The 19,254-nt window shown below is 74.6% G+C and carries 21 protein-coding genes and 1 riboswitch; of the genes, 12 read left to right on the top strand and 9 right to left on the bottom strand.

Features of this window, described 5'->3' with window-relative positions; genetic code table 11:
* Positions 1 to 320 precede the first annotated feature (320 nt).
* Positions 321 to 1,646, bottom strand: coding sequence for an MFS transporter (locus tag ACQXVK_RS13510; protein WP_022907750.1), 1,326 nt, complete (start codon positions 1,644 to 1,646; stop codon positions 321 to 323).
* Positions 1,647 to 1,765: 119 nt separating this feature from the next.
* On the opposite strand from ACQXVK_RS13510, the gene ACQXVK_RS13505 reads away from it, so the two are divergent.
* Positions 1,766 to 2,623, top strand: coding sequence for a LysR substrate-binding domain-containing protein (locus ACQXVK_RS13505; RefSeq protein ID WP_402261992.1), 858 nt, complete (start codon positions 1,766 to 1,768; stop codon positions 2,621 to 2,623).
* Positions 2,624 to 2,893: 270 nt separating this feature from the next.
* On the opposite strand, the gene ACQXVK_RS13500 is transcribed toward ACQXVK_RS13505, so the two are convergent.
* The gene (locus ACQXVK_RS13500; RefSeq protein WP_430853872.1) at positions 2,894 to 4,165 is read right to left on the bottom strand and encodes a hypothetical protein; all 1,272 of its coding nucleotides are present in this window, start codon (positions 4,163 to 4,165) and stop codon (positions 2,894 to 2,896) included.
* A gap of 98 nt (positions 4,166 to 4,263) precedes the next feature.
* On the opposite strand from ACQXVK_RS13500, the gene ACQXVK_RS13495 reads away from it, so the two are divergent.
* Positions 4,264 to 5,232 carry an aldo/keto reductase gene (locus ACQXVK_RS13495; protein WP_430853871.1) on the top strand — a complete coding sequence of 323 codons (969 nt, stop codon included), beginning with the start codon at positions 4,264 to 4,266 and terminating at the stop codon, positions 5,230 to 5,232.
* A 188-nt stretch (positions 5,233 to 5,420) separates the two neighbouring features.
* Here the strand turns inward: ACQXVK_RS13495 and ACQXVK_RS13490 are convergent, their stop codons facing one another.
* A complete protein-coding gene (locus ACQXVK_RS13490) occupies positions 5,421 to 6,068 on the bottom strand; it encodes an NADPH-dependent F420 reductase (protein WP_430853870.1) in 648 nt (215 codons plus the stop codon).
* A 79-nt stretch (positions 6,069 to 6,147) separates the two neighbouring features.
* Between ACQXVK_RS13490 and ACQXVK_RS13485 the strand changes: the two genes are divergently transcribed.
* From ACQXVK_RS13485 to ACQXVK_RS13470, 4 genes are all read left to right on the top strand, one after another.
* The gene (locus ACQXVK_RS13485; protein WP_430853869.1) at positions 6,148 to 6,444 is read left to right on the top strand and encodes a GNAT family N-acetyltransferase; all 297 of its coding nucleotides are present in this window, start codon (positions 6,148 to 6,150) and stop codon (positions 6,442 to 6,444) included.
* A 22-nt stretch (positions 6,445 to 6,466) separates the two neighbouring features.
* Complete coding sequence (locus ACQXVK_RS13480; protein WP_430853868.1) at positions 6,467 to 6,928, top strand: VOC family protein; 462 nt, start codon at positions 6,467 to 6,469, stop codon at positions 6,926 to 6,928.
* An 85-nt stretch (positions 6,929 to 7,013) separates the two neighbouring features.
* Positions 7,014 to 7,487, top strand: a complete 474-nt coding sequence (locus ACQXVK_RS13475; RefSeq protein WP_430853867.1) for a MarR family winged helix-turn-helix transcriptional regulator — start codon at positions 7,014 to 7,016, stop codon at positions 7,485 to 7,487.
* Positions 7,484 to 7,993: a metallophosphoesterase family protein gene (locus ACQXVK_RS13470; RefSeq protein ID WP_430853866.1), complete on the top strand. Its 510-nt coding sequence runs from the start codon at positions 7,484 to 7,486 to the stop codon at positions 7,991 to 7,993. Before ACQXVK_RS13475 ends, ACQXVK_RS13470 begins: the two co-directional genes overlap by 4 nt.
* A 110-nt stretch (positions 7,994 to 8,103) precedes the next feature.
* On the opposite strand, the gene ACQXVK_RS13465 is transcribed toward ACQXVK_RS13470, so the two are convergent.
* The 3 genes from ACQXVK_RS13465 to thiM form a co-directional block, all read right to left on the bottom strand.
* The gene (locus ACQXVK_RS13465; protein ID WP_430853865.1) at positions 8,104 to 9,708 is read right to left on the bottom strand and encodes a bifunctional hydroxymethylpyrimidine kinase/phosphomethylpyrimidine kinase; all 1,605 of its coding nucleotides are present in this window, start codon (positions 9,706 to 9,708) and stop codon (positions 8,104 to 8,106) included.
* Positions 9,705 to 10,427, bottom strand: a complete 723-nt coding sequence (thiE, locus tag ACQXVK_RS13460) for a thiamine phosphate synthase (protein WP_430853864.1) — start codon at positions 10,425 to 10,427, stop codon at positions 9,705 to 9,707. Before thiE ends, ACQXVK_RS13465 begins: the two co-directional genes overlap by 4 nt.
* On the bottom strand, positions 10,424 to 11,314 hold the full coding sequence (thiM, locus tag ACQXVK_RS13455) for a hydroxyethylthiazole kinase (RefSeq protein WP_430853863.1): 891 nt from the start codon (positions 11,312 to 11,314) through the stop codon (positions 10,424 to 10,426). Before thiM ends, thiE begins: the two co-directional genes overlap by 4 nt.
* Positions 11,303 to 11,398, bottom strand: a riboswitch (TPP riboswitch). It overlaps the preceding gene by 12 nt.
* A gap of 67 nt (positions 11,399 to 11,465) precedes the next feature.
* On the opposite strand from thiM, the gene ACQXVK_RS13450 reads away from it, so the two are divergent.
* Positions 11,466 to 12,521 carry an NUDIX domain-containing protein gene (locus ACQXVK_RS13450; protein ID WP_430853862.1) on the top strand — a complete coding sequence of 352 codons (1,056 nt, stop codon included), beginning with the start codon at positions 11,466 to 11,468 and terminating at the stop codon, positions 12,519 to 12,521.
* A 643-nt stretch (positions 12,522 to 13,164) separates the two neighbouring features.
* Here the strand turns inward: ACQXVK_RS13450 and ACQXVK_RS13445 are convergent.
* The gene (locus ACQXVK_RS13445) at positions 13,165 to 14,415 is read right to left on the bottom strand and encodes an MFS transporter (RefSeq protein WP_430853861.1); all 1,251 of its coding nucleotides are present in this window, start codon (positions 14,413 to 14,415) and stop codon (positions 13,165 to 13,167) included.
* Positions 14,412 to 15,062, bottom strand: coding sequence for a GntR family transcriptional regulator (locus tag ACQXVK_RS13440; protein WP_430853860.1), 651 nt, complete (start codon positions 15,060 to 15,062; stop codon positions 14,412 to 14,414). The genes ACQXVK_RS13445 and ACQXVK_RS13440 overlap by 4 nt, the downstream gene beginning before the upstream one ends.
* Positions 15,063 to 15,201: 139 nt before the next feature.
* Between ACQXVK_RS13440 and ACQXVK_RS13435 the strand changes: the two genes are divergently transcribed.
* The 4 genes from ACQXVK_RS13435 (at position 15,202) to ACQXVK_RS13420 (ending at position 18,529) form a co-directional block, all read left to right on the top strand.
* Positions 15,202 to 15,948 carry a phosphotransferase enzyme family protein gene (locus ACQXVK_RS13435; protein WP_022905193.1) on the top strand — a complete coding sequence of 249 codons (747 nt, stop codon included), beginning with the start codon at positions 15,202 to 15,204 and terminating at the stop codon, positions 15,946 to 15,948.
* A gap of 25 nt (positions 15,949 to 15,973) precedes the next feature.
* Positions 15,974 to 17,059, top strand: a complete 1,086-nt coding sequence (locus ACQXVK_RS13430; RefSeq protein ID WP_430853859.1) for a winged helix DNA-binding domain-containing protein — start codon at positions 15,974 to 15,976, stop codon at positions 17,057 to 17,059.
* Positions 17,060 to 17,210: 151 nt separating this feature from the next.
* Positions 17,211 to 18,158, top strand: a complete 948-nt coding sequence (locus ACQXVK_RS13425) for a J domain-containing protein (protein ID WP_430853858.1) — start codon at positions 17,211 to 17,213, stop codon at positions 18,156 to 18,158.
* Complete coding sequence (locus ACQXVK_RS13420) at positions 18,158 to 18,529, top strand: hypothetical protein (protein WP_430853857.1); 372 nt, start codon at positions 18,158 to 18,160, stop codon at positions 18,527 to 18,529. Before ACQXVK_RS13425 ends, ACQXVK_RS13420 begins: the two co-directional genes overlap by 1 nt.
* Here the strand turns inward: ACQXVK_RS13420 and ACQXVK_RS13415 are convergent.
* The gene (locus ACQXVK_RS13415; protein WP_022905197.1) at positions 18,523 to 18,885 is read right to left on the bottom strand and encodes an RNA-binding S4 domain-containing protein; all 363 of its coding nucleotides are present in this window, start codon (positions 18,883 to 18,885) and stop codon (positions 18,523 to 18,525) included. The genes ACQXVK_RS13420 and ACQXVK_RS13415 overlap by 7 nt on opposite strands.
* 38 nt (positions 18,886 to 18,923) lie before the next feature.
* Here ACQXVK_RS13415 and ACQXVK_RS13410 point away from each other — a divergent pair, with 38 nt between their 5' ends.
* Positions 18,924 to 19,184, top strand: coding sequence for a hypothetical protein (locus ACQXVK_RS13410; protein ID WP_430853856.1), 261 nt, complete (start codon positions 18,924 to 18,926; stop codon positions 19,182 to 19,184).
* The last annotated feature ends 70 nt before the right edge of the window (positions 19,185 to 19,254 follow it).

The following is a 19,254-nucleotide window of genomic DNA, read 5'->3' as shown; positions in this document are numbered from 1 at the left end:
CCGCACAACGGAAGTCACCCGGAACCGCGCCATCGCGCGGTTCCGGGTGACGTTGCTTGTGCGGCGGCGGGGCGGCGGGGCCACGGCGCGGCGGAGCACGCAGCGGCGCGGCCCCGACCGCGACGTGCGTGCGGGCGGCAGCGCGCTCGGTGCGGAACCACGGAACCGACATGGAACCAGGCGGCCCGCCTGGTTCCACGTCGGTTTCGTGGTTCGACGCCACACCGCGGCGACGGGGCAACGCGGCACGCGCGCGCGACGCGACCACGTGCGGACGGGAGGCGCGGTGCGAGCCCGCACCGCGCCTCCCGTCCGACGGATCAGCGGTGGCCGACGATCGACGGCACCGGCATGTGGTGCCGCATCCGCACGGCGAGGTGCAGCCCGCCCCGGCGGGCGAGGACGAGGCCGACGACGGCCGCGGCCGCGGCCGGGACGCCTCCGGCGACGACCATCCCGACGTGGGCGCCGAAGTGGTCCACGACCTGCCCCATGAGCGGGCCGCCGATCGCCTGTCCGCCGAGCAGCACGAGGACGTAGAGCGACATCACGCGGCCGCGGATCGCGACGTTCGAGGACAACTGCACGAGCGAGTTCGACGCCGTCTGGAAGAGCAGCTGGGACATGCCGACGGCGACGAGGGCGACGGTGAACGGCGCGATCGCGGGGATCGAGCCGGAGACCACGAGCAGGATCCCGGTCCAGAAGACCCCGCCGACGATCGTGCGGAGCCGGACCGTGGCGCGGCGGGTCGAGAGCAGCGCGCCGGCCAGGGCACCGATCGCGACCGCGGAGTTGAAGACGCCGTAGCCCCCGGCGCCGACGTCGTACACCTCGGACGCGAACGCCGACAGCAGGACCGGCATGGTCAGCGCGAAGACCGAGAAGAACGCCACGAGGATGACCGGCACGATGATGGTCGGCTTCCGGACGGCGTAGCGGAGACCCTCGACGAGCTGCCCCTTCCCGCGGGGAGCCGGGGGCGTGCGGTGGAGCTCCGAGACCTTCAGGAACCCGAGCGTCACCACCACGGCCACGCAGGCGATCGCGTTGACCCCGAACGACCACCCCGCGCCGACGGCCACGAGCAGCGCGCCGGAGAGCGCCGGGCCGATCATGCCGCCGAGCTGGAACACCGACGAGTTGACGCTGATCGCGTTCCGCAGGTGCTCGTGGCCGACGATCTCGGTGACGAACACCTGCCGGGCCGGGTTGTCGATGACGGTCACCATGCCGACGAGGAACGCGATCGCCCAGATGTGCCACGCCTGCACGACGCCGGTCAGCGTGAGGACGGCGAGCAGTGCGGACAGGACCGCGAACGAGCCCTGCGTGATCATCATCAGCGCGCGCTTCGAGAACCGGTCGACGAGGACCCCGCCGAGCAGCCCGAACAGCAGCATCGGCGCGAACTGGCACGCGACCGTGATGCCGACCTGCGCGACCGAGCCGGTGAGCTGCAGCACGAGCCAGTCCTGCGCGATGCGCTGCATCCACCCGGCGGTCATCGCGACCAGGTTGGTGGCGGTGAACAGTCGGAAGTTCGGCACCGACAGGGCGATGAGGGTGTGGCGCCACGGCGGTCGGGTCGCCTGGATCGGCAGCGGTTCGGTGGGCGGGGGGAGGGTCGTCGGTGACGCGCTCACGGTGGGGGATCTCCGGACGTCGGCTGCGGAACTGGTACCCCAACGAAACTACGTGGTGCGGCGTCATTCGATACCCCTATGGTGGCTATCACTCCATTGCGATGTCGAATGAGGTTGCCGTGCTCGATCCGGTTCTGCTGCAGACGTTCCTCGCGGTCGCCGAGACCGGGAGCTTCACCCAGGCCGGTGCGCGGCTGGGCATCAGCCAGCCCACGGTGTCCCAGCACGTGCGTCGACTCGAGACGGCGGTCTCCCGCACGCTCGTGGCGCGGGACACCCGGGGCGTGGCGCTCACCGACAACGGGGACGCGATGGCCGGGTTCGCGCGGACGATCCTCGCGGCGCACGCCACCGCGGACGCCTACTTCTCCGGGGCGGCGACCCGCGGGCGACTCCGGTTCGGTGCGGCGGACGACCTCGCGATCACCCAGCTACCGCGGATCCTGCGGGACTTCCGGCGGCTGCACCCGCAGGTGAACCTCGAGCTGACGGTGAACCAGTCGTCCCCGCTCCTGCGCCGGGTGCACGCGGGCCAGCTCGACCTGGTGTTCATCAAGCAGACCGCGGGGGAGTCCGCCGAGGGGACCCGCGTCGCCACCGACCAGATGGTCTGGATGGCGCAGGACGGCATCGCGCTCGAGCCCGGGGAACCGGTGCCGCTCATCGCCTACCAGGCGCCGAGCATCAGTCGGCAGATGGCGATCGACGCGCTCGAGGCCGCGGGTCGCACGTGGCGGATCACCTGCAACACGCGTGACGTCAACGGTGTGCTCGCCGCCGTCCGGGCCGGGATCGGTGTGGCGGTGTTCCCGCACTCGCTCATCCCGGCGGACCTCGTGAAGGTGTCGCAGCGGTTGTCGCTGCCGGACCTGCCGGCGGTCGACTACGTCCTCATCGCGAACCCGACGGTGCAGCGGGAGCCGATCGACGCGCTGACGAACGCGATCCTGTCCCGCGGGGTCGTCCGGGCGGTGTGACGGGCGTGGCGTCGTCCGCCCGCGTCGTGCGCCCGCGTCGTCCGCCCGGGTCGTCCGCTCGCATCGTCCACGGGGTCGTCCGCCCGCATCGTCCGCGGGGTCGTTTCGTGAGCAGGAATGGTCGGGTCGGTGACGCGCACCCGACCGTTTCTGCTCACGAAGTACGCGCGGCGGCGCGCGGGGTGCGGGGCGGGACGCGGGGCGGGGCGCGGCGCGCGCGGCGGGCGGCGCGGGGCGCGGGGCGGGGCGCGGCGCAGGCAGCACGGCCCGCTACGGCGCGAGCGTCGGGACCGTCCCCGTACCGGTGAGGTCCGGCAGCGTCACCCCGGCGATCGCCAGCACGGCGGTCGCGACCGCCCACACCAGCACGAGCGTGCCGACCCCGCCGAGCACGGCCCCGAGGAGCGCGACCGGCCGCTGCCAGGTCGCCTCCGGCCGTCGCAGGGTCAGGATCGAGAGCACGAGCGCGAGGACGCCGAGTGCCACTCCGACAGCGTGCACCGTCGCGGGGGCCGTGAACCACCACGCCGCGAGACCGAGCGTCGCGAGCCCGGCGACGGCGCCGAGGGCCGCGGCCGGAGTCGTCCCGAGACGCTCGGACGACGTGGTCCGGTCCGCGGACGTCGCGCGTCCGGTCCGAGCTGCCAGGAGGCGCGGCTCGGCCCCGCCACGGACCGTCCTGGGCGTCGTGGTCGCCGGCACCGCGGAGGGCACCGCGTCCGCGTCGCTCACCGGGGTCGTGGCCGACCGGGTGCGGGTCGGCCGCGAGGACGTCCGGGTCCGCGGGGCGCGCGGCTGCTTCGTGCGGCCCCGTCCCGGGCGGTCCGCACCACGGCGCGACCGGTCGGGGTCGCGCGTCGGCAGCTCGATGAGCGGGAGTGCCTCGGTCGGCGGGAGCGCGTCACCACGGGGGCCTGAGGTCGTCGTGACCCCCGGCGTCGGCGGGGCGATCACGGCGTCGAAGGCCGGTGCCGGCGTGGGTGCTGCCGGGGAGACGGCGGCGGGGCGCTGGTGGGCGAACCGTGCTGGGGTGCGGTAGCCGATCGGTCCGGAGGGCTCCGGTTCCGACCCCTCGACGACGACGTGCTCGAGGCCGGGCACCGAGAAGCGGGGCTGTCCGACGCCGGGCACCGTCGGGCCGACCGGGGCGGCGACGGGCGCGGCACCCCCAGCACCCGCGGCTCCGGCGGCACCCGCGGCACCCGCGGCACCCGCGGCGTCGATCGGCGAGACCGGGGCCGGGCCGACCGCGGCCGCGTCGAACGGGACGGTGTGCACCGTGGGGGACGTGGGTGCCGGCGGCAGGAGGTGCTCCTCCGGCGGGAAGTCGGGCACCACGACGGCGGCGTCGTCGCCGAGCGTCGGTGCCGGGGCAGCAGCGGGGAGCGTCGTGCCGGGCGCGACCGACTCCGGGACGGGGGCCGGGGCGACGGGGGCGGGGCGCGCCTCCAGGCCGTCCGTCGCGTCCTCGGGGGGAGCCGTGACCCAGTCGGGGACGGCGCGACGCGGCCGGTCCTCGTCCGGCATGCGGTGCGATGCCACTGCGGTGTTCCCTCCGTAGGCTGATCCATCGTCAGTTCTAACGGCAACGCGTGCGGCTGTCGCAGCCCCAGTTCCGGGGTCGCCGGTACGGTCGGGTGATGACCGGAATCGAACACCGTCCACTCGGGCCGTCCGGGCTCGTCGTCTCCACCGTCGGCATCGGCTGCAACAACTTCGGCCGACCGGGCACCCAGACCGAGACGCAGGAGGGCACGGACGCCGTCGTCCACGCGGCCCTCGACGCCGGCGTCACCCTCTTCGACACGGCCGACGTCTACGGCGGCCGCCCCGGACTGTCCGAGGAACTGCTGGGCCGGTCGATCGCGGGTCGCCGTGACGAGGTCGTCCTCGCGACGAAGTTCGGCATGGACATGCGGGGCGCGAACGGACCGGACTGGGGTGTGCGGGGCTCGCGGCGCTACGTGCGGCTCGCCGTCGAGTCGTCCCTGCGGCGCCTCGGCACGGACTGGATCGACCTGTACCAGATGCACGGTCCCGACAGCGTGACGCCGATCGAGGAGACCCTGTCGGTGCTCGACGACCTCGTCCGCGAGGGCAAGATCCGCTACGTCGGCCACTCGAACTTCGCCGGGTGGCAGATCGCCGAGGCCGAACTGACCGCGTCGATCGCCGGTACCACGGCGTTCGTCTCCGCGCAGAACGAGTACAGCCCGCTCGCCCGGGGCGTCGAGGACGAGGTGCTGCCGGCGGTCCGGGCGTACGCGCTCGGGTTCCTGCCGTACTTCCCGCTCTACAACGGCCTGCTGACGGGCAAGTACACGCGGTCCGGCGGGCCCTCGGACGGACGTCTCACCCGGGCGAAGCCGCAGCTGCTGCAGGACGCGCCGTGGGAGATCGTCGAGGCGTTCCAGCGGTTCGCGGACGAGCGCGGGGTCACGATGCTGCAGGCGACCTTCGCGTGGTTGCTCGCGCAGCCGGGGTTGTCGAGCGTCATCGCCGGGGCGACGAAGCCGGAGCAGATCCGGCTGAACGCCGAGGCCGGGAGCGCGTGGGAGCCGTCCGAGGACGACCTCGCCGAGATGACGCTCGTGTTCGACGGCGCCTGACCGGGCGCGCGAGCCGCGGGCGCGCCGGCCACGGCCGCGCGCCGGTTGGCGTCCTCACGCGCTGGCCGACAGTTCACGGGCGGACCGCCGCGTGCGGTGTCGCTCAGCCCGTGAGGACGGTCGTCCTGCTGGACGGGAGGCGCGGTGCGGGGCGGCACCGCACCTCCCGTCGTGCAGGCGGTCGCGACCTACATGTCGCGGTAGCGCTTCGCGGACGCGAGGGCCTCGCGCAGCTCGGCAGCGGTCAGCCGCGGGCCGTACCCGGGGGTGTCCCGCTGGATGCGCCAGCCCTCGGCGAGCGGCCCCGCGTCGACCACGTCGAACCCGAACTGGTCGATGAGGTCGGTCACGACGCGCTTGGCCTCGGCGTCGTCCCCGGCCACCACGAGTGCGCGGCGGTCCGGCGTGCCGGCGGGCGAGGCGTGCCCGGTGAGGTCCGCGGCGCCGATGTGGTTGAACGCCTTCACGACCCGGGCGCCGGTCAGGTGGTCCTGCAGGAGCTCGGCCGTCGTGGTCGTCTCGTCGTCGAGCGCCGCGATCTGCCCGTCACGCCCGGGGTAGTAGTTGTTCGTGTCGATCACGACCTTGCCCACGAGGGGCTCGACCGGGATGCTCTCGATCGCGCCGAGCGGGACCGTCACCACGACGATCTCGCCTGCGGCCGCCGCCTCGTCACGCGTCGCCGCGCGGGCGCCGTCGCCGAGCTCCGCGACGAGGTCCGCGAGGGTCTCGGGGCCGCGGGAGTTCGCGATCACCACCTCGTGTCCGGTCCGCACCGCCAGCCGTGCGAGCTGGGATCCGATGTTGCCTGCGCCGATGATGCCGATTGTCGTCATGGTGCCGAGCAACGTCCGGAGCGGTCCCGGACATTCCCGCCCGCCGACCCCGCCGCCGCCGAGGGTGCATGATGGCCGCATGGACCACGAGTTCCGCGACGAAGCCGACCAGGACCGCTACGCGATGTACGTCGGCGGGGAACTCGTGAGTGTCCTGGACTACCGCGAGAACGACGACGCGATCGCGTTCCCGCACACGTACACGGTGCCGAAGCACCGCGGCCACGGGTACGCCGCCGAGCTCGTCGACTTCGCGGTCGCCGACGTCGAGGCGAACTCCACCAAGCGCATCGTCCCGATGTGCTGGTTCGTCGGCAAGTGGTTCGACGACCACCCCGAGAAGGCAGACCTGCTCAGCCGCGGCGCTGCGGACTGAGCCGGACCGAAGGGCGCCGCGCATGCCGACGATCACCCCGTTCCTCTGGTACGACGACCAGGCCGAGCAGGCTGCGGAGCACTACGTCGCGCTGTTCCCCGACAGCCGCATCGACAGCGTGAGCAGGACCCCGGACGGGCGGACCCTCGTGGTCGAGTTCACGCTCCTCGGCTCGCCCTACCGTGCGATGAACGGCGGTCCAGGGCACGAGCACACGGACGCGGTCTCGTTCCAGGTGGACGTCGACGACCAGCAGGAGCTCGACCGGATCTGGGACGGCCTGCTCGCCGACGGCGGCCGGCCGAGCCGCTGCGGGTGGCTCTTCGACCGCTGGGGCGTGGCGTGGCAGGTGACCCCGTCGATGATGGGCGACCTGATGACCGGCTCCGGCGACCCCGCGGCGAACGCCCGCGTCTTCGAAACCATGCTGCAGATGGAGAAGCTCGAAATCGCGGCCCTGCAGGCCGCGGCGGCGGGTCGCTGAGCCGGCCCGATCCGTACCCGCCGGTATGGTGGCGGGACCGAACACCGCCGGCAGCGACCGGCACCGACAGGCTGGAGTCACGGCGATGAGCGAACCGAGGCCGGATGTCCGCAACAGCGACATCGGACGGGCCTACACGGAACTCGCCCGCATCACCCGGCGCGCGAGCATCCGGGCACGCGGCTCGGAGTCGATCCTGAGCGTCGTCGACCAGTCCCTCGTCGACTTCGTCGTCCAGCACGAGGGGTGCATGGCGATCGACATCGCCCGGTACCTGCGGCTGAACCGCTCCACGATCTCGCGGCAGCTGTCCGGGCTGCTCGCGGCCGGGCTCATCCGGACCGTCGACGGCGGCACCGGCAACGCGAAGCCCCTCGTGGCCACCGATGCCGGCCGGGCCGCACTCGACCGGTCCGTGCAGCTGCACCGTGACGCGCTCGACGAACGGCTCGCCAGCTGGTCGGACGACGACATCGCGCTGCTCGCCGGGCTCCTCGAACGGCTCGGCGCCGCGGACGAGGCCGGGCTGCCGATGCCCGGCCGCCCCGCCACGACGTGACGACCTCGTTCGTCCTGCTCTCCGACACGCACCTGCCGAAGCGCGCCAAGGACCTGCCCGCCGGGCTCTGGGCCGACATCGACTCCGCCGACCTCGTTGTGCACGCCGGCGACTGGGTCGACCTCGCGACGCTCGACGCCGTCCAGGCCCGCTCGGCTCGCTTCGAGGGGGTCCGCGGCAACAACGACGGCCCCGAGTTCGACGACCGCCTGCCGCTCGAGGCGCACTTCGCCGTCGAGGACCTCCGCTTCGCCCTGGTGCACGAGACCGGTGCCGCGACGGGCCGTGAGCGTCGCATGACAGCCGCGTACCCGGACGTCGACGTGCTCGTCTTCGGCCACTCGCACATCCCGTGGGACACCGTCGCCCCGTCGGGGCTCCGCCTGCTCAACCCGGGATCGCCCACGGACCGTCGCCGCCAGCCGGACCACACGTGGATGCGCGGCGCGGTCGACGGCCGCGACCTGACGGTCGAGCTGGTGCGGCTGCCCCCGGCGACCCGCTGACGGACGGGAGGCGCGGGGCGGCCCCGACCCGCGCCTCCCGTCCGCCCCCACGCACGTCCGGACCCGCCTGCGGCCCTCCCCACCGGCGGGCCGTCGCGCCCAGCGACACATCACGGCCCGTCGGGCGCGTGCGGTGTCGCGCAGCCCGTGACCACGGCGTCGGCGATCGCCGTCGGCATCCGGAAGAACGCCGCCTCCCACGCGGTCGACGTGCGGAACGCGCGCGTCATGGCGCCGCGCTCGGCGGGCGTCGCCGCGGCCGCGAGGCGTTCGACCCGTGCCGTCGCCTCCGCCGAGGCGTCGGCGAACGCGGGGTCGCCGTACGCGCCGATCCAGTCCGCGAACGGGTGGTCCGCCCCGACCGTCCCGATCTGCGTGCCCACCCAGGCGTAGACACGGAAGCACGGCAGCACCGCCGCGGCGAGCACCCCGGCGGACCCGGAGTCGGCAGCGGCCTGCAGGTGCGCGAGGTAGCCGGCGCAGACCGGGTGGACGGGGTCCTCGGCGTGCGACCCGGCGAGCCGTCGGTGGTGGAGGTCGCGCGCCTCGTCGGCGCAGCCCTGGGCCGATGCCTGCCAGAACGCGGCCTCGGCCCCGGTCGTCCACGAGCCGAGCAGCGCCAGGTGCCGCTCGTACGCGCGGAGGTAGTGGACGTCCTGCGCCAGGTACGCGGCGAAGACCTCGGGGTCGAGCGTCCCGGCACGCATCCCGGTGAGGAAGTCGCACGCCATCGTCTCGTGCAGGACCCCGGCGACGTCGTCCCACCAGCGGTCGGTCCACCGCGGCTCCGGCAGCGCCGCACGGACGAGGGCCCCGTGGTCGACCGGCCCGTTGCCGGTCCCGACGTCGAGGGCGTCCGCGCCGCGGAGGGCCGCGGTGAGCCAGTGCTTCGCTGTGCCGATCGCGAGCTCCCAGTCGCCGTCGCGGGCAGCGAGCGTCGCGATCGCGCTCGACAGCGAGCACCCGGTGCCGTGCGTGTTCGTGGTCCGGACCCGGGGTGCGGTGAACCGCCGGAGGACCCCGGCCGGACCGACGAGGACGTCCTCGGCGGTGTCGCCTGCGTCGTGGCCGCCCTTCGCGAGCACGAGGACGTCCCAGGTGCGGGCGATCACGAGGGCCTGGCCCTCCGGGCTGTCCGTTTGATCCGGCCGGAGCGACCGATCCGGCCGGTCCGGGCTGTCCGGCTGGTCCGGCCGGTCTCGCCGCTGGTCCGGTCCGTGCAACATGGCCAGCTCGGCGAGCACCGCGAGTTCCGCCCGGTTCGGCGTCACGAGGTCGGCGAGCCCGACGAGCGCCACCATCGCCTGCGAGGCGTCCTCGTCGAGCAACCGGTCCCCACTCGTCGCGACCATCACGGGGTCGACCACCACGACCGGCGGGCGGTGCTCGCGGAGCCACTCGGTCACGACCCGGACGACCGCGGCGGTGCCGAGCATCCCGATCTTCACCGCGTCGATCGTGACGTCGTCCGAGACCGCGTCGAGCTGCTCCCGCAGGAACCCGACGTCCGGCACGTGCACCGACCGCACCCCGTGGGTGTTCTGCGCGACGAGCGCGGTCACGACGCCCATGCCGTAGCCGTCGTGCGCCGCGACGGCCTTGAGGTCCGCCTGCATCCCCGCCCCGCCCGTCGGGTCCGTCCCGGCGATGCTCAGGACGCGCGGGATGCGCGGCGGTTGGGGGGCGTGCCGGGGGCGCGCGTCTGCGCCGTTCACGCGTCCGCCCCGTGGTGCGCCCGGTCGGACGGGAGGCGCGGGTCGCCCCCGGCACGTCGGCCGTCGGCACCGGACCAGGCCGCGACGAGCGCGGCGGCGGCGGAGCCCGGGTCGGCCGCCGCGCAGATGCCGGACACGACCGCGACGCCGGCGGCCCCCGCGTCGCGCAACGGTCCGACGTCGTCGAGCGTCACCCCGCCGATCGCCACGCACGGCAGGTCCGTGCCGCGTGCGAGCCGGGCGAACCCGGCGTGCCCGAGGGCCGGCGGGTGGTCGGCCTTCGTCGCCGTCGGGTGCACGACCCCGATCCCGAGCAGGTCGACGGTGCCGCGGGGGAGTGCGGCCACGGCCGCGAGGTGCTCCGGGCTGTTCGCGGTCAACCCGACGTGCGCGCCGGGACCGAGCAGGGCACGGGCCGCCGTCACCGGGACGTCCGACTGGCCGAGGTGCACCCCGGCGACGCGGTGCCCGGCGTGCCGAGCCGCGAGGGCGACGTCCAACCGGTCGTCGACCACCACCGTCGCCCGGTCACCCACGGCGTCCGCCACCGCCGCGGTCAGCGCCAGCAGGTCCCGCGCCGACGCGTGCTTGTCGCGCACCTGCACGATCCGCACTCCGCCGTGCACCGCGGCCCGGACGACCCCGAGCACGCCGATGCCGTGCCGGTCCGACAGCACGGGGTCCGTCACGAGGTACACCCCGAACCCGCCGGCGCTCACGCGGGCACCGCCGGGGACTCGACCGTGATCCGTGCCGTGCGCACGACGTCCTCCGGCGAGAGCGACGCCAGACGGTCGAGGAACAGCGGCTGGAACGTGCCAGGCCCGCCGGCCTCCCGCGCGGCGAGCTCGGCCGCGATCGTGTGCACCGCGGTCGCGGCGACGGCGGCAGCCCCCGGGTCGTCCGGCGAGACGGCCGTGAACGCGGCGACCACGGCACCGAGCGCGCACCCGCCGCCGGTGATCCGCGTGAGCAGCTCCGTGCCGTTCGCCACCCGCGCCGGACCGGTGCCCGGCGCGACCAGCAGGTCGACCGGACCGGACACGGCCACCGCGGCCACGCGCCTCCTGGATCCGCTCGGGCCGGACACGGCGTCGACCGCAGCCGCTCGTGCGTCGTCGGGACCGACCGTGCTGTCGACGCCGCGGCCGCCGGCCGAGGCACCGAGCACCGCGAGCACCTCCGAAGCGTTGCCCCGCAGCACGGACGGACCGAGCGCCAGCAGGTCGCGGGCGAGCGCCGTCCGGACCGGCAGCGACCCGACCGCGACGGGGTCGAGGACCCAGGGCGTCCCGGCGTCGACGGCGGCCACGGCCGCCTCGAGCGATGCGGCCCTCGGCTCCGCGTGCGGGGTACCGGTGTTCACCAGCAGGGCGTCGGCGGCCCGGGCGAACGGCCCGGCCTCGGAGACGACGTCGACCATCGCGGCCGAGGCGCCGAGGGCGAGCAGCACGTTCGCGGTGACGTTCTGCACCACCGTGTTCGTGATGCAGTGCACCAGGGGACTCCGGGCGCGGACGGCCTCGAGGAGCGTGGCGGTCCGATCGGCCCAGTCCGGGTGGGGACCCCCGGCGGGCGGGGTGGGTACGGGCGCAGCAGTGTGCATGGACGATCCCTTCGCGAGTACGAGCTCGAGCAGGTTCGACGGGTGTGATCTCAGCCGCCGGTCGCGGCACCCCGTGTCTCGACCGACACCGTACACGAACTGCTCCGTCGTCCCCGGTCACATGACGGGTCCCGTGTGACAGGGTTGACGGGTGCCAGACACCACGCCTCCCGGGCCCCCACCCGGCCCCCGCGATCCCGGCGACGCCTGGGCGGTCGGACCCGACGGCACCAAGGCCTGGGGACGGTTCGGTGCGGCCGGACTCCTCGTCGACGACGGCTCCGGCCGGGTGCTCCTGCAGCACCGCGTCGAGTGGAGCCACCACGGCGGCACCTGGGGGATCCCCGGCGGAGCCCGACACCAGGGCGAGGACGCCGTGACCGGCGCGCTCCGCGAGTCCGCCGAGGAGGCCGGCGTCCCCTTCGACGGTGTCAACCTCCGGCACACCGCGGTGCTGGACCTCGGGTTCTGGACCTACACGACGGTGGTGGGGCGCGCCTCCCGTCCCTTCGAGCCGGTGATCGCGGACCGCGAGAGCCTCGAACTCGCCTGGGTGCCCGTCGCCGACGTCGAGGACCTGCCCCTGCACCCCGGGTTCGGCGCGTCCTGGCCGGCGCTCCGGGCACGGATCGAGACCACCCCGCACGTCGTGGTGGACGCCGCGAACGTCGTGGGCAGCGTGCCGGACGGCTGGTGGAAGGACCGACCCGGGGCCGCGTCGCGGCTGCTCGGGTCGGTCGAGGCGCTCGCCGCAGCGGGCGTGCTCGCCGACCGGTTGGCTCTGCCGTTCGACCGGTGGTGGCCGCGGTGGACCGTCGTGCTCGAGGGCGAGGCGCGCGCCGCCGACCCGTCCGGTGCGCCTGGTGTTCCCGGTGCTGCTGGCGCTGCTGGCGCTGCTGGCGCTGCTGGTACTGCCGATGCTCCGGTCGGCGGTGCCGGCGGTGCTGGCGCTGCTGGTGTTGCCGGCGGTGCTGGCGCTGCTGGTGTTGCCGGCGCGGCGGCTGGCCGTGCCGTCGCTGCCGACCAGGTGTCCGTCGTGCGGGCGCCGGGGTCGGGTGACGACGCGATCGTCGAGGCCGCACGGGCGGCGGTCGCCGTGGCCGACGCCCCGGTCGTCGTGGTGACGGCCGACCGAGGCCTCCGAGCCCGCGTCGAGGACCTCGGCGCCGTCGTGCACGGGCCGTCCTGGCTGCGCGACCAGTTCTGACGTGAGGTGCCGGGCGCCCGCTCGCGCCCCGTGCGCGCCGGCGCCTGCGCACGGTGCGGTGTCGTTCGTCCCGTGCGGTGTCGGCGGCTCGGTGACGGCCTGTGTCTTCGCACCGAGCGGTCAACCGCGCACCGGGTGGCGGACCCCGCACGGTGCTGCCCGCGCTGGCCCGCCCGCGCACGGTGCGGTGTTGTTCGCGCCGTGCGGTGTCGGCGGCTCGGTGACGGCCTGTGTTGTCGCACGGAGCGGTCAACCGCGCACCGGGTGGCGGAGCTCGCACGGTGCTGCCCGCGCTGGCCCGCCCGCGCATGGTGCGGTGTTGTTCGCGCCGTGCGGTGTCGGCGGCTCGGTGACGGCCTGTGTCGTCGCACGGAGCGGTCAACCGCGCACCGGGTGACGGGACTCGCACGGTGCTGCCTGCGCTGGCCCGCTCGCGCACGGTGCGGTGTTGTTCGTGCCGTGCGGTGTCGGCAGCTCGGTGACGGCCTGTGTCTTCACACGGAGCGGTCAACCGTGCACCGAGTGACGGACCCCGCACGGTGCCGCCCGCGGCCCCGCCCGACCCGCCGCACCGGCCCCGACCGACCGCCCCGCGGCGTTGGCCCCGACCGACCGCCCCGCCGCGCCTGCCCGCGCCCGCCCCCTACGCCGGAACGCCCCGCCGCGACGACACCAGGATCGCCACCCACGACACCATCCCGAGCCCGACGACCACCCACAGGATCGTCGGCACCGCCACGACGTTCGCCACCGCCGCGATGACCGCCGGCGCCAGGAACCCGGCGTACGCCGCTGCGTAGAACACCCCGGTGAGTCCGGCCAGGTCGCGCGCCCCCGCGATCCGCTGCACCTCGAGCAGGCTCGACACGAGCGCGATCCCGATGCCCAGGCCGATCACCACGTTCGCCGCGAGCCCGATCACCACGGACTGCAGCTGGATCGCAACGACGACGACCGCGATGCCCCCGGTCATGAGGGCCACCGCGACGAGCAGCCCGCGGGCGGACAGGAGCGAGGTGAGCCGGCCGGCGAGGGGCTGCACCGCGCTCGACACGCCGAGCGCGACGACGGTGGCGGCGGTCGCGAACACGAGCCCCCACTGACCGGTCGCGCCGGCGAGCTTGGTCGGCAGGTACCCGTACCCGATCGCGGCGGAGCCGAAGATCCACGGCGCGGCGACGAGCACGACCCGGGTGAACCGGCGGTGTCCGGCGCTCGGCACGGCGAGCTGCCTCCACCACGGACCCGGCAGGCCCCCGGTGCGGCTGGTCTCGGGCGTCCGCCACACGATGACCGCGAACGGGACTGCGACGCAGATGTGCACGAGGAAGGGCAGCACCTCGGGGATCGGGCCCCACTGCGCGATGAGGCCGGCGACGAGGGCACCGGACGCCGACCCGAGGGTGAACGCCAGTGACGCCCGGCGTGCACCGGACCCGGCGTCGGCGGACGGGTCGAAGCGTCCCTGCGAGAGCTCCTTCACCCAGCTGTTGCCGACCGCCATCGCGATCCCGACGGTGATCCCGGAGCACAACCGTCCGGCCATCAGGAACCCCGCCCCGAGCGGCCCGAACGCCAGCAGGCCGCTGCCGACGACGGCCGAGACGATCCCGACGAGCATGAGCGGGCGGCGGCCGTGCCGGTCGGACAGCGACCCGGCGACGAGCAGCGCCGGCGCGAGCCCGAGCACGTACACGCCGAGGAAGACGTTCACGAGCAGCGACGAGTAGTGCGCGCGCTCCTCGTACATGAGGAGCAGCGGCGAGAACTGGTTGCCGCCCCACGAGCACACGAACACCGCTCCCCACACCGCGACCCACGGCAGGACCCGGGCCGACGGCAGCGCGACCGACCCGGTTGTGGGGATGCTCCCGGTGCCGACGCCCGCGCTCACAGCGCGCCCCGGTGCGATGCGACGTGGGCGCCGAGGACCTCGGCGTACCGCGCGGCGTCACCCGCGTCGAGCGCGGCGGCGAGGGCACGGTGGTCGTCGAGGGACGCCTGCAGCTGGGACGGCTGGAGCCGCATGAGGTGGTGCCGCAGCCGCTGTTGCCGGTCGCGCAGGGTCCGGGCGAACATGACGGCGATCGCGTTCCGCGACGCCTCGATGACGGCACCGTGGAACTCCGCGTCGACCTCGATGAACCGGTCGACGTCGCCGGTCGTGACCGCCTGCTCCTGCTCCGCGAGCATGGCCTGGAGGCGCGGGGCGACGTCCGACACGCGGCCGTCGGTGACGACGCGGGTCGCCGCGGTCGACTCGATCGCCTCCCGCATCTCGAGCACGTCGGCCGCCTCGCTCGGGGACATCGGGCGGACGACGGCACCCTTCCGGGACTCGAGGGTGAGCAGGTCCTCGGCGGCGAGCCGCAGGAACGCCTCGTGCACGGGGGTCCTCGACACGCCGATCTCCTGGCAGAGTGCGTTCTCGCTGATCGCCGTCCCGCCCGGGAGGTCCCCGCGGATGATCGCGCGCTTCACGTGGTCGTACGCCCGCTCGGACGCCGCCGGGCCGGTGGTGGTCGTGCTCGGAGTGCTCACGGAGAACGATCCTACGCCTTGCATGCAACGGTGCATGCACTGCTGTCACACGCTGTTCACGCGTTGACCGGTACATCGGCGCCCGGAGCCGGATACGCTGGGCCACCACGTCAACGGAGACGTACAACAGGAGGTTCCGATGGAGCGGATCACCAGGGCCGACGATCGCGTGCACCGCCCGGCAGGGCCGTGGACGCCGACCGTGCACCGGCTGCTCGCCCACCTGCACGAACAGGGGTTCGTCGCGGCACCGGAACCGATCGAGCTCGGGCACACGCTCGAGACCGTCTCGTTCGTCCCCGGCGCGGCGGGGGAGTACCCGTGGACGGCCGACGTCGCGAGCGAGGCAGCCCTCGTCACGACCGCCCGGCTGCTGCGGCACTACCACGACGCCGCGGCGACGTTCCCGCGCGACGACGACCGCGACCTGTGGTCCCAGGCGGAGCGGTACCCGGCCGAGACGATCGTGCACGGCGACTTCGCCCCGTACAACTGCGTCTACGACGGCATCGCCGCGGTCGGGCTCATCGACTTCGACACGGCGCACCCCGGGCCGCGGGTGTGGGACGTCGCGAGCGCCGTCTACCGGTTCGCCCCGTTCACCACCGGCGAGGTCGAGGGGTCCACCGCGCCGTCGCTCGACGAACGACTCGACCGTGCCGCCGAGTTCTGCCGCGCCTACGACCTCGACGCCCGGTCGCGCCAGGTCCTCGCCGAGACGATCATCGCCTCGCTCGTCGCCCTCGTCACGACGATGGAGACCGAGGCGGCCGCGGGCAACCCGAAGTTCGTCAGCGACCTGCACCACGGCCACGCCGACCTGTACCGGGCCGACGTCGCGTACATCGAGCGGCACGCGGCCGACATCAGCGCCGCCGTCGCCTGACGGTGGTGCCGGGCATGCTGGTGCCGTGACGACGACCCCGGCCCGACTGCGCGCGATGCGACTCGCGGCGCAGGGGATCGCCGCGCCCGGACACGGTCCGACCGCGGTGGTGGAACGCATGCTCGCCGTGCAGGGCCAGGACCTCGCGCAGGTGAACTGGGCCGTCGGGGTCCGGGCTCCCGGGTCGACCCGCGACGACGTCCGTGCAGCGTTCGACCGTGCCGAGATCGTCCGCTCGTGGCCGATGCGCGGCACCCTGCACGCGATGCGGCCCGACGACCTGCGACTGCTCCTCTCGCTCACCGCCGAGCGGACCATCCGGTCCATCGCCCGGCGAGCGGCCGAACTCGGCATCGACGACGCGGTCCTCCGCGCCGCACGGGACACCACGGCCGACGCCCTCTCGGGCGGCCGGTCGCTCGTGCGCGACGACCTGTTCGACGCCTACCGCGCCGCCGGCCTCGACCCGGCCGGCGGCCGCGGCTACCACGTGCTGCTCCGCCTGGCGCTCGAGGGGATCGTCGCGTGGGGTCCGACCGCCCGCGTCGGCCAGGGGCTCGTGCTCCTCGGCGACTGGGCACCGGCCGCCACCGACCTGCCCGACCGTGACGAGGCGCTCCGCCGCGTGCTGGTCGGGCACCTGCGCGGCCGGGGCCCCGCGACCGAGGCCGACACCGCTGCGTGGACGAAGCTGCCGCTCGGCGACGTCCGGCGTGCCCGTGCCGTCGCCGGTGACGCCGTCGAGGACCTCGGCGACGGCCTCCTCGCCCTCGCCGACCGGCCCGACCCGGGTGGCGTGCCGACGGCGCACCTCCTCCCGGGGTTCGACGAGTACCTCCTCGGCTACGCCGACCGCACCGCCCAGCTCGATCCCGTGCACGCCGACCGCGTCGTCCCCGGCGGCAACGGCATCTTCCTGCCGATGGCCGTCGTCCGCGGCCGGGTCGTGGGGACCTGGAGCCGATCCGAGCGCTCCCGGGACGTCCGCGTCACCGTCACGCCGTTCGAACCGCTCGACGCGGCGGCCCTCCGCGCACTCGAGGCGGCCGCCGGCCGCTACGGCGCGTTCCTCGCGACCCCCGTCTCCTTGGCCGTCGCCGGACCGTCCTGATCCCGCACGCGGTCGACGACACCCCACCCGTCGATCGACCGGTGCCGTGTCGCGGACCGATGCCGCCTGCCGGGCGCGCGCCGCGCCTCCAGGCAGCACCCAGCCGCCACGCGGCGGACTCCGACGCTCCCTCGGGTAATGTCGCAGGGCCATGACCGACAGCCCGGCCGACGCCACCCCGTACGAAGTCCTCGGCGTCCCCGCGTCCGCCGACGACGACGAGCTCCGCCGCGCCTACCGTCGCGCAGCGCGCGAGTCCCATCCCGACCTCGGCGGCGACGCGCGCCGCTTCCGCCAGGTGCAGATCGCCTGGGAGCGGATCGGCACCCCCGCCGCACGGCGCGCCTACGACGCCGGGTCGCAGCGTGGTGGCCAGCAGGGCGCGTCCGGCCCGTCCGGTTCGTCGGCCTGGAGGAGCGACACCGGTCGCGACGCCTACGCACCCCCGGCGGCGCGTCGCGACACACGCCCGCGGGCCCGGTCCCACGGACACCCCGGCGGGCGGTCGCGCGAGGTCTTCCTGCAGGCCGAACGCGAGTGGGTCGGCCTCGGGGACCCCATCCAGGACCCCTACGACCCCACGCTCATCCGCTCCGCCCCGCGGCACATCCGGCGGCTCCTCGCCGAGGCCCTCGCCGAGGAGGCCACGGCGTCGATCGTCTCCGAGATGGGCATCGGCGTGACGGTGTGGCACGACCTCGACGCCGGTGCCGAGGGCAAGCTCGACCACGCCGTCCTCACCCCGAGCGGTCTGTGGGCCGTCGAGTCGATCGACTGGGGCGCTCCGGTGCGCATCGAGCACGGCGAGATCGCGGGGGAGACCCTCGCGGACGGCGAGCGTCCCGTGAAGGAGCTCGTCCGGGCCGCCCGCGCCGTGCAGAAGCAGACCCGGGTGCGCTTCACCGGGCGCCTGCTCGTCGTGCCGGACTCCGCCGTCGACGAGGACGTCCAGCTCGTCGGCTCGCCCCGCAAGCCCACCGCGCTGGTGGTCCGCCGCAGTGCGCTCGGCCAGGTGCTGAACGGCGTGTGGTCGCCGGAGGGCCACGTCGACGTGTTCGAGGTCCGCGACCGACTGCAGCAGACCGTCCGGTTCGTGTGATGCCCGAGCCGGTGGTGGTCCTCGTCGGTGGCTGGGAGCACCAGTGCTGCGGGCTCCCCGTCGAGATCGGTGACGTCGTCGAGTACGGCGTGGTGTCGGCCGACGGCGCGCGGCGCTTCGCGGAGATCCGGCACGACACCGTGCCGAACCAGCGGGACCGAGGGCGTGTCACCGAGCTGTTCGCCGTCGGACGGGACGGCCGCGTCGCGATCGATCGCGTGCCGAGTGGTCGAGCACTCCGCGGCTTCGACGATGACGACGACGGACACCTCGAGGCCCGGTGGACCGGACAGCCCGTCACGGTCGAGTGGGATGGGGACCCGGAGTTCGAGGTCGTCGTCGATCCCGACGGCGAGCGGAAGCGTCAGTAGCCGCGGAGCTTCTCGAGGTCGCGGCGCTCCCGCTTGCTCGGACGCCCGGCGCCGCGGTCGCGCATCGGGACGAAGCCGGCCTCCTCCTTGGGGAGTCTCGGCGGGGTCCTGTCCTCGAAGTGCTTCGCCGCCTCGGGCGCACTCGTCCGCTTGAGGATGATGCCGGTGACGACGACGATCCGGTCGAACCCGTTCTGGCGCACCCGCACCTCGTCTCCGGGGCCGATCGGTTGCGCGGGCTTCGCGCGCTCCCCGTTCACCCGGACGTGCCCGGCCTTGCACGCGGCGGTCGCGGCGGAGCGGGTCTTCGTGATCCGCACCGCCCAGATCCAGCTGTCCACGCGAGCCTTGGCCATCCCCACACTCTAGGGCGGACCGGCCGTACGCTGGCGGTGTGGGAGACGGTGCCGGGCAGGAGGCGATCGCCCGGGCGCTGGCGCTCGCGGTGCTCCGGGACGCGGCGATCGGCGACCGGCTGGTCGTCCGGGCGCTCGACGGCGCGGGGGCGCGGGACGCGCTCGGGACGCTCGTCGGCCGTACCGATTCGTCCGTGCGGGTCGACACCCGCCGAGGCCTCGTCGACGTCGCACTCGCCGACGTCGTCGCCGCGAAGCCGGTCCCGCCGCCGCCCGCGCCGCGGCCCCCGCGCCGCTGACCTCGCACCGTGCCGCCTCGCACCGTGCGGCCTTGGCAGGCGGGTGCGGCGTCGGCGGCAGCCCTGCACG

The organism is Curtobacterium sp. AB451, assembly GCF_050585845.1.
Classification (GTDB): Bacteria; Actinomycetota; Actinomycetes; order Actinomycetales; family Microbacteriaceae; genus Curtobacterium.
This window is presented reverse-complemented; position numbering and strand designations above follow the sequence as displayed.

What these genes read in the sequence shown, in the direction of transcription:
- ACQXVK_RS13495 (WP_430853871.1), top strand. Translation starts at nt 4,264, where the DNA reads ATGACCGGAATCGAACACCGTCCACTCGGGCCGTCCGGGCTCGTCGTC.
- ACQXVK_RS13490 (WP_430853870.1), bottom strand. Translation starts at nt 6,068, where the DNA reads ATGACGACAATCGGCATCATCGGCGCAGGCAACATCGGATCCCAGCTC.
- ACQXVK_RS13485 (WP_430853869.1), top strand. Translation starts at nt 6,148, where the DNA reads ATGGACCACGAGTTCCGCGACGAAGCCGACCAGGACCGCTACGCGATG.
- ACQXVK_RS13480 (WP_430853868.1), top strand. Translation starts at nt 6,467, where the DNA reads ATGCCGACGATCACCCCGTTCCTCTGGTACGACGACCAGGCCGAGCAG.
- ACQXVK_RS13475 (WP_430853867.1), top strand. Translation starts at nt 7,014, where the DNA reads ATGAGCGAACCGAGGCCGGATGTCCGCAACAGCGACATCGGACGGGCC.
- thiM (WP_430853863.1), bottom strand. Translation starts at nt 11,314, where the DNA reads ATGCACACTGCTGCGCCCGTACCCACCCCGCCCGCCGGGGGTCCCCAC.
- ACQXVK_RS13435 (WP_022905193.1), top strand. Translation starts at nt 15,202, where the DNA reads ATGGAGCGGATCACCAGGGCCGACGATCGCGTGCACCGCCCGGCAGGG.
- ACQXVK_RS13425 (WP_430853858.1), top strand. Translation starts at nt 17,211, where the DNA reads ATGACCGACAGCCCGGCCGACGCCACCCCGTACGAAGTCCTCGGCGTC.
- ACQXVK_RS13420 (WP_430853857.1), top strand. Translation starts at nt 18,158, where the DNA reads ATGCCCGAGCCGGTGGTGGTCCTCGTCGGTGGCTGGGAGCACCAGTGC.
- ACQXVK_RS13415 (WP_022905197.1), bottom strand. Translation starts at nt 18,885, where the DNA reads ATGGCCAAGGCTCGCGTGGACAGCTGGATCTGGGCGGTGCGGATCACG.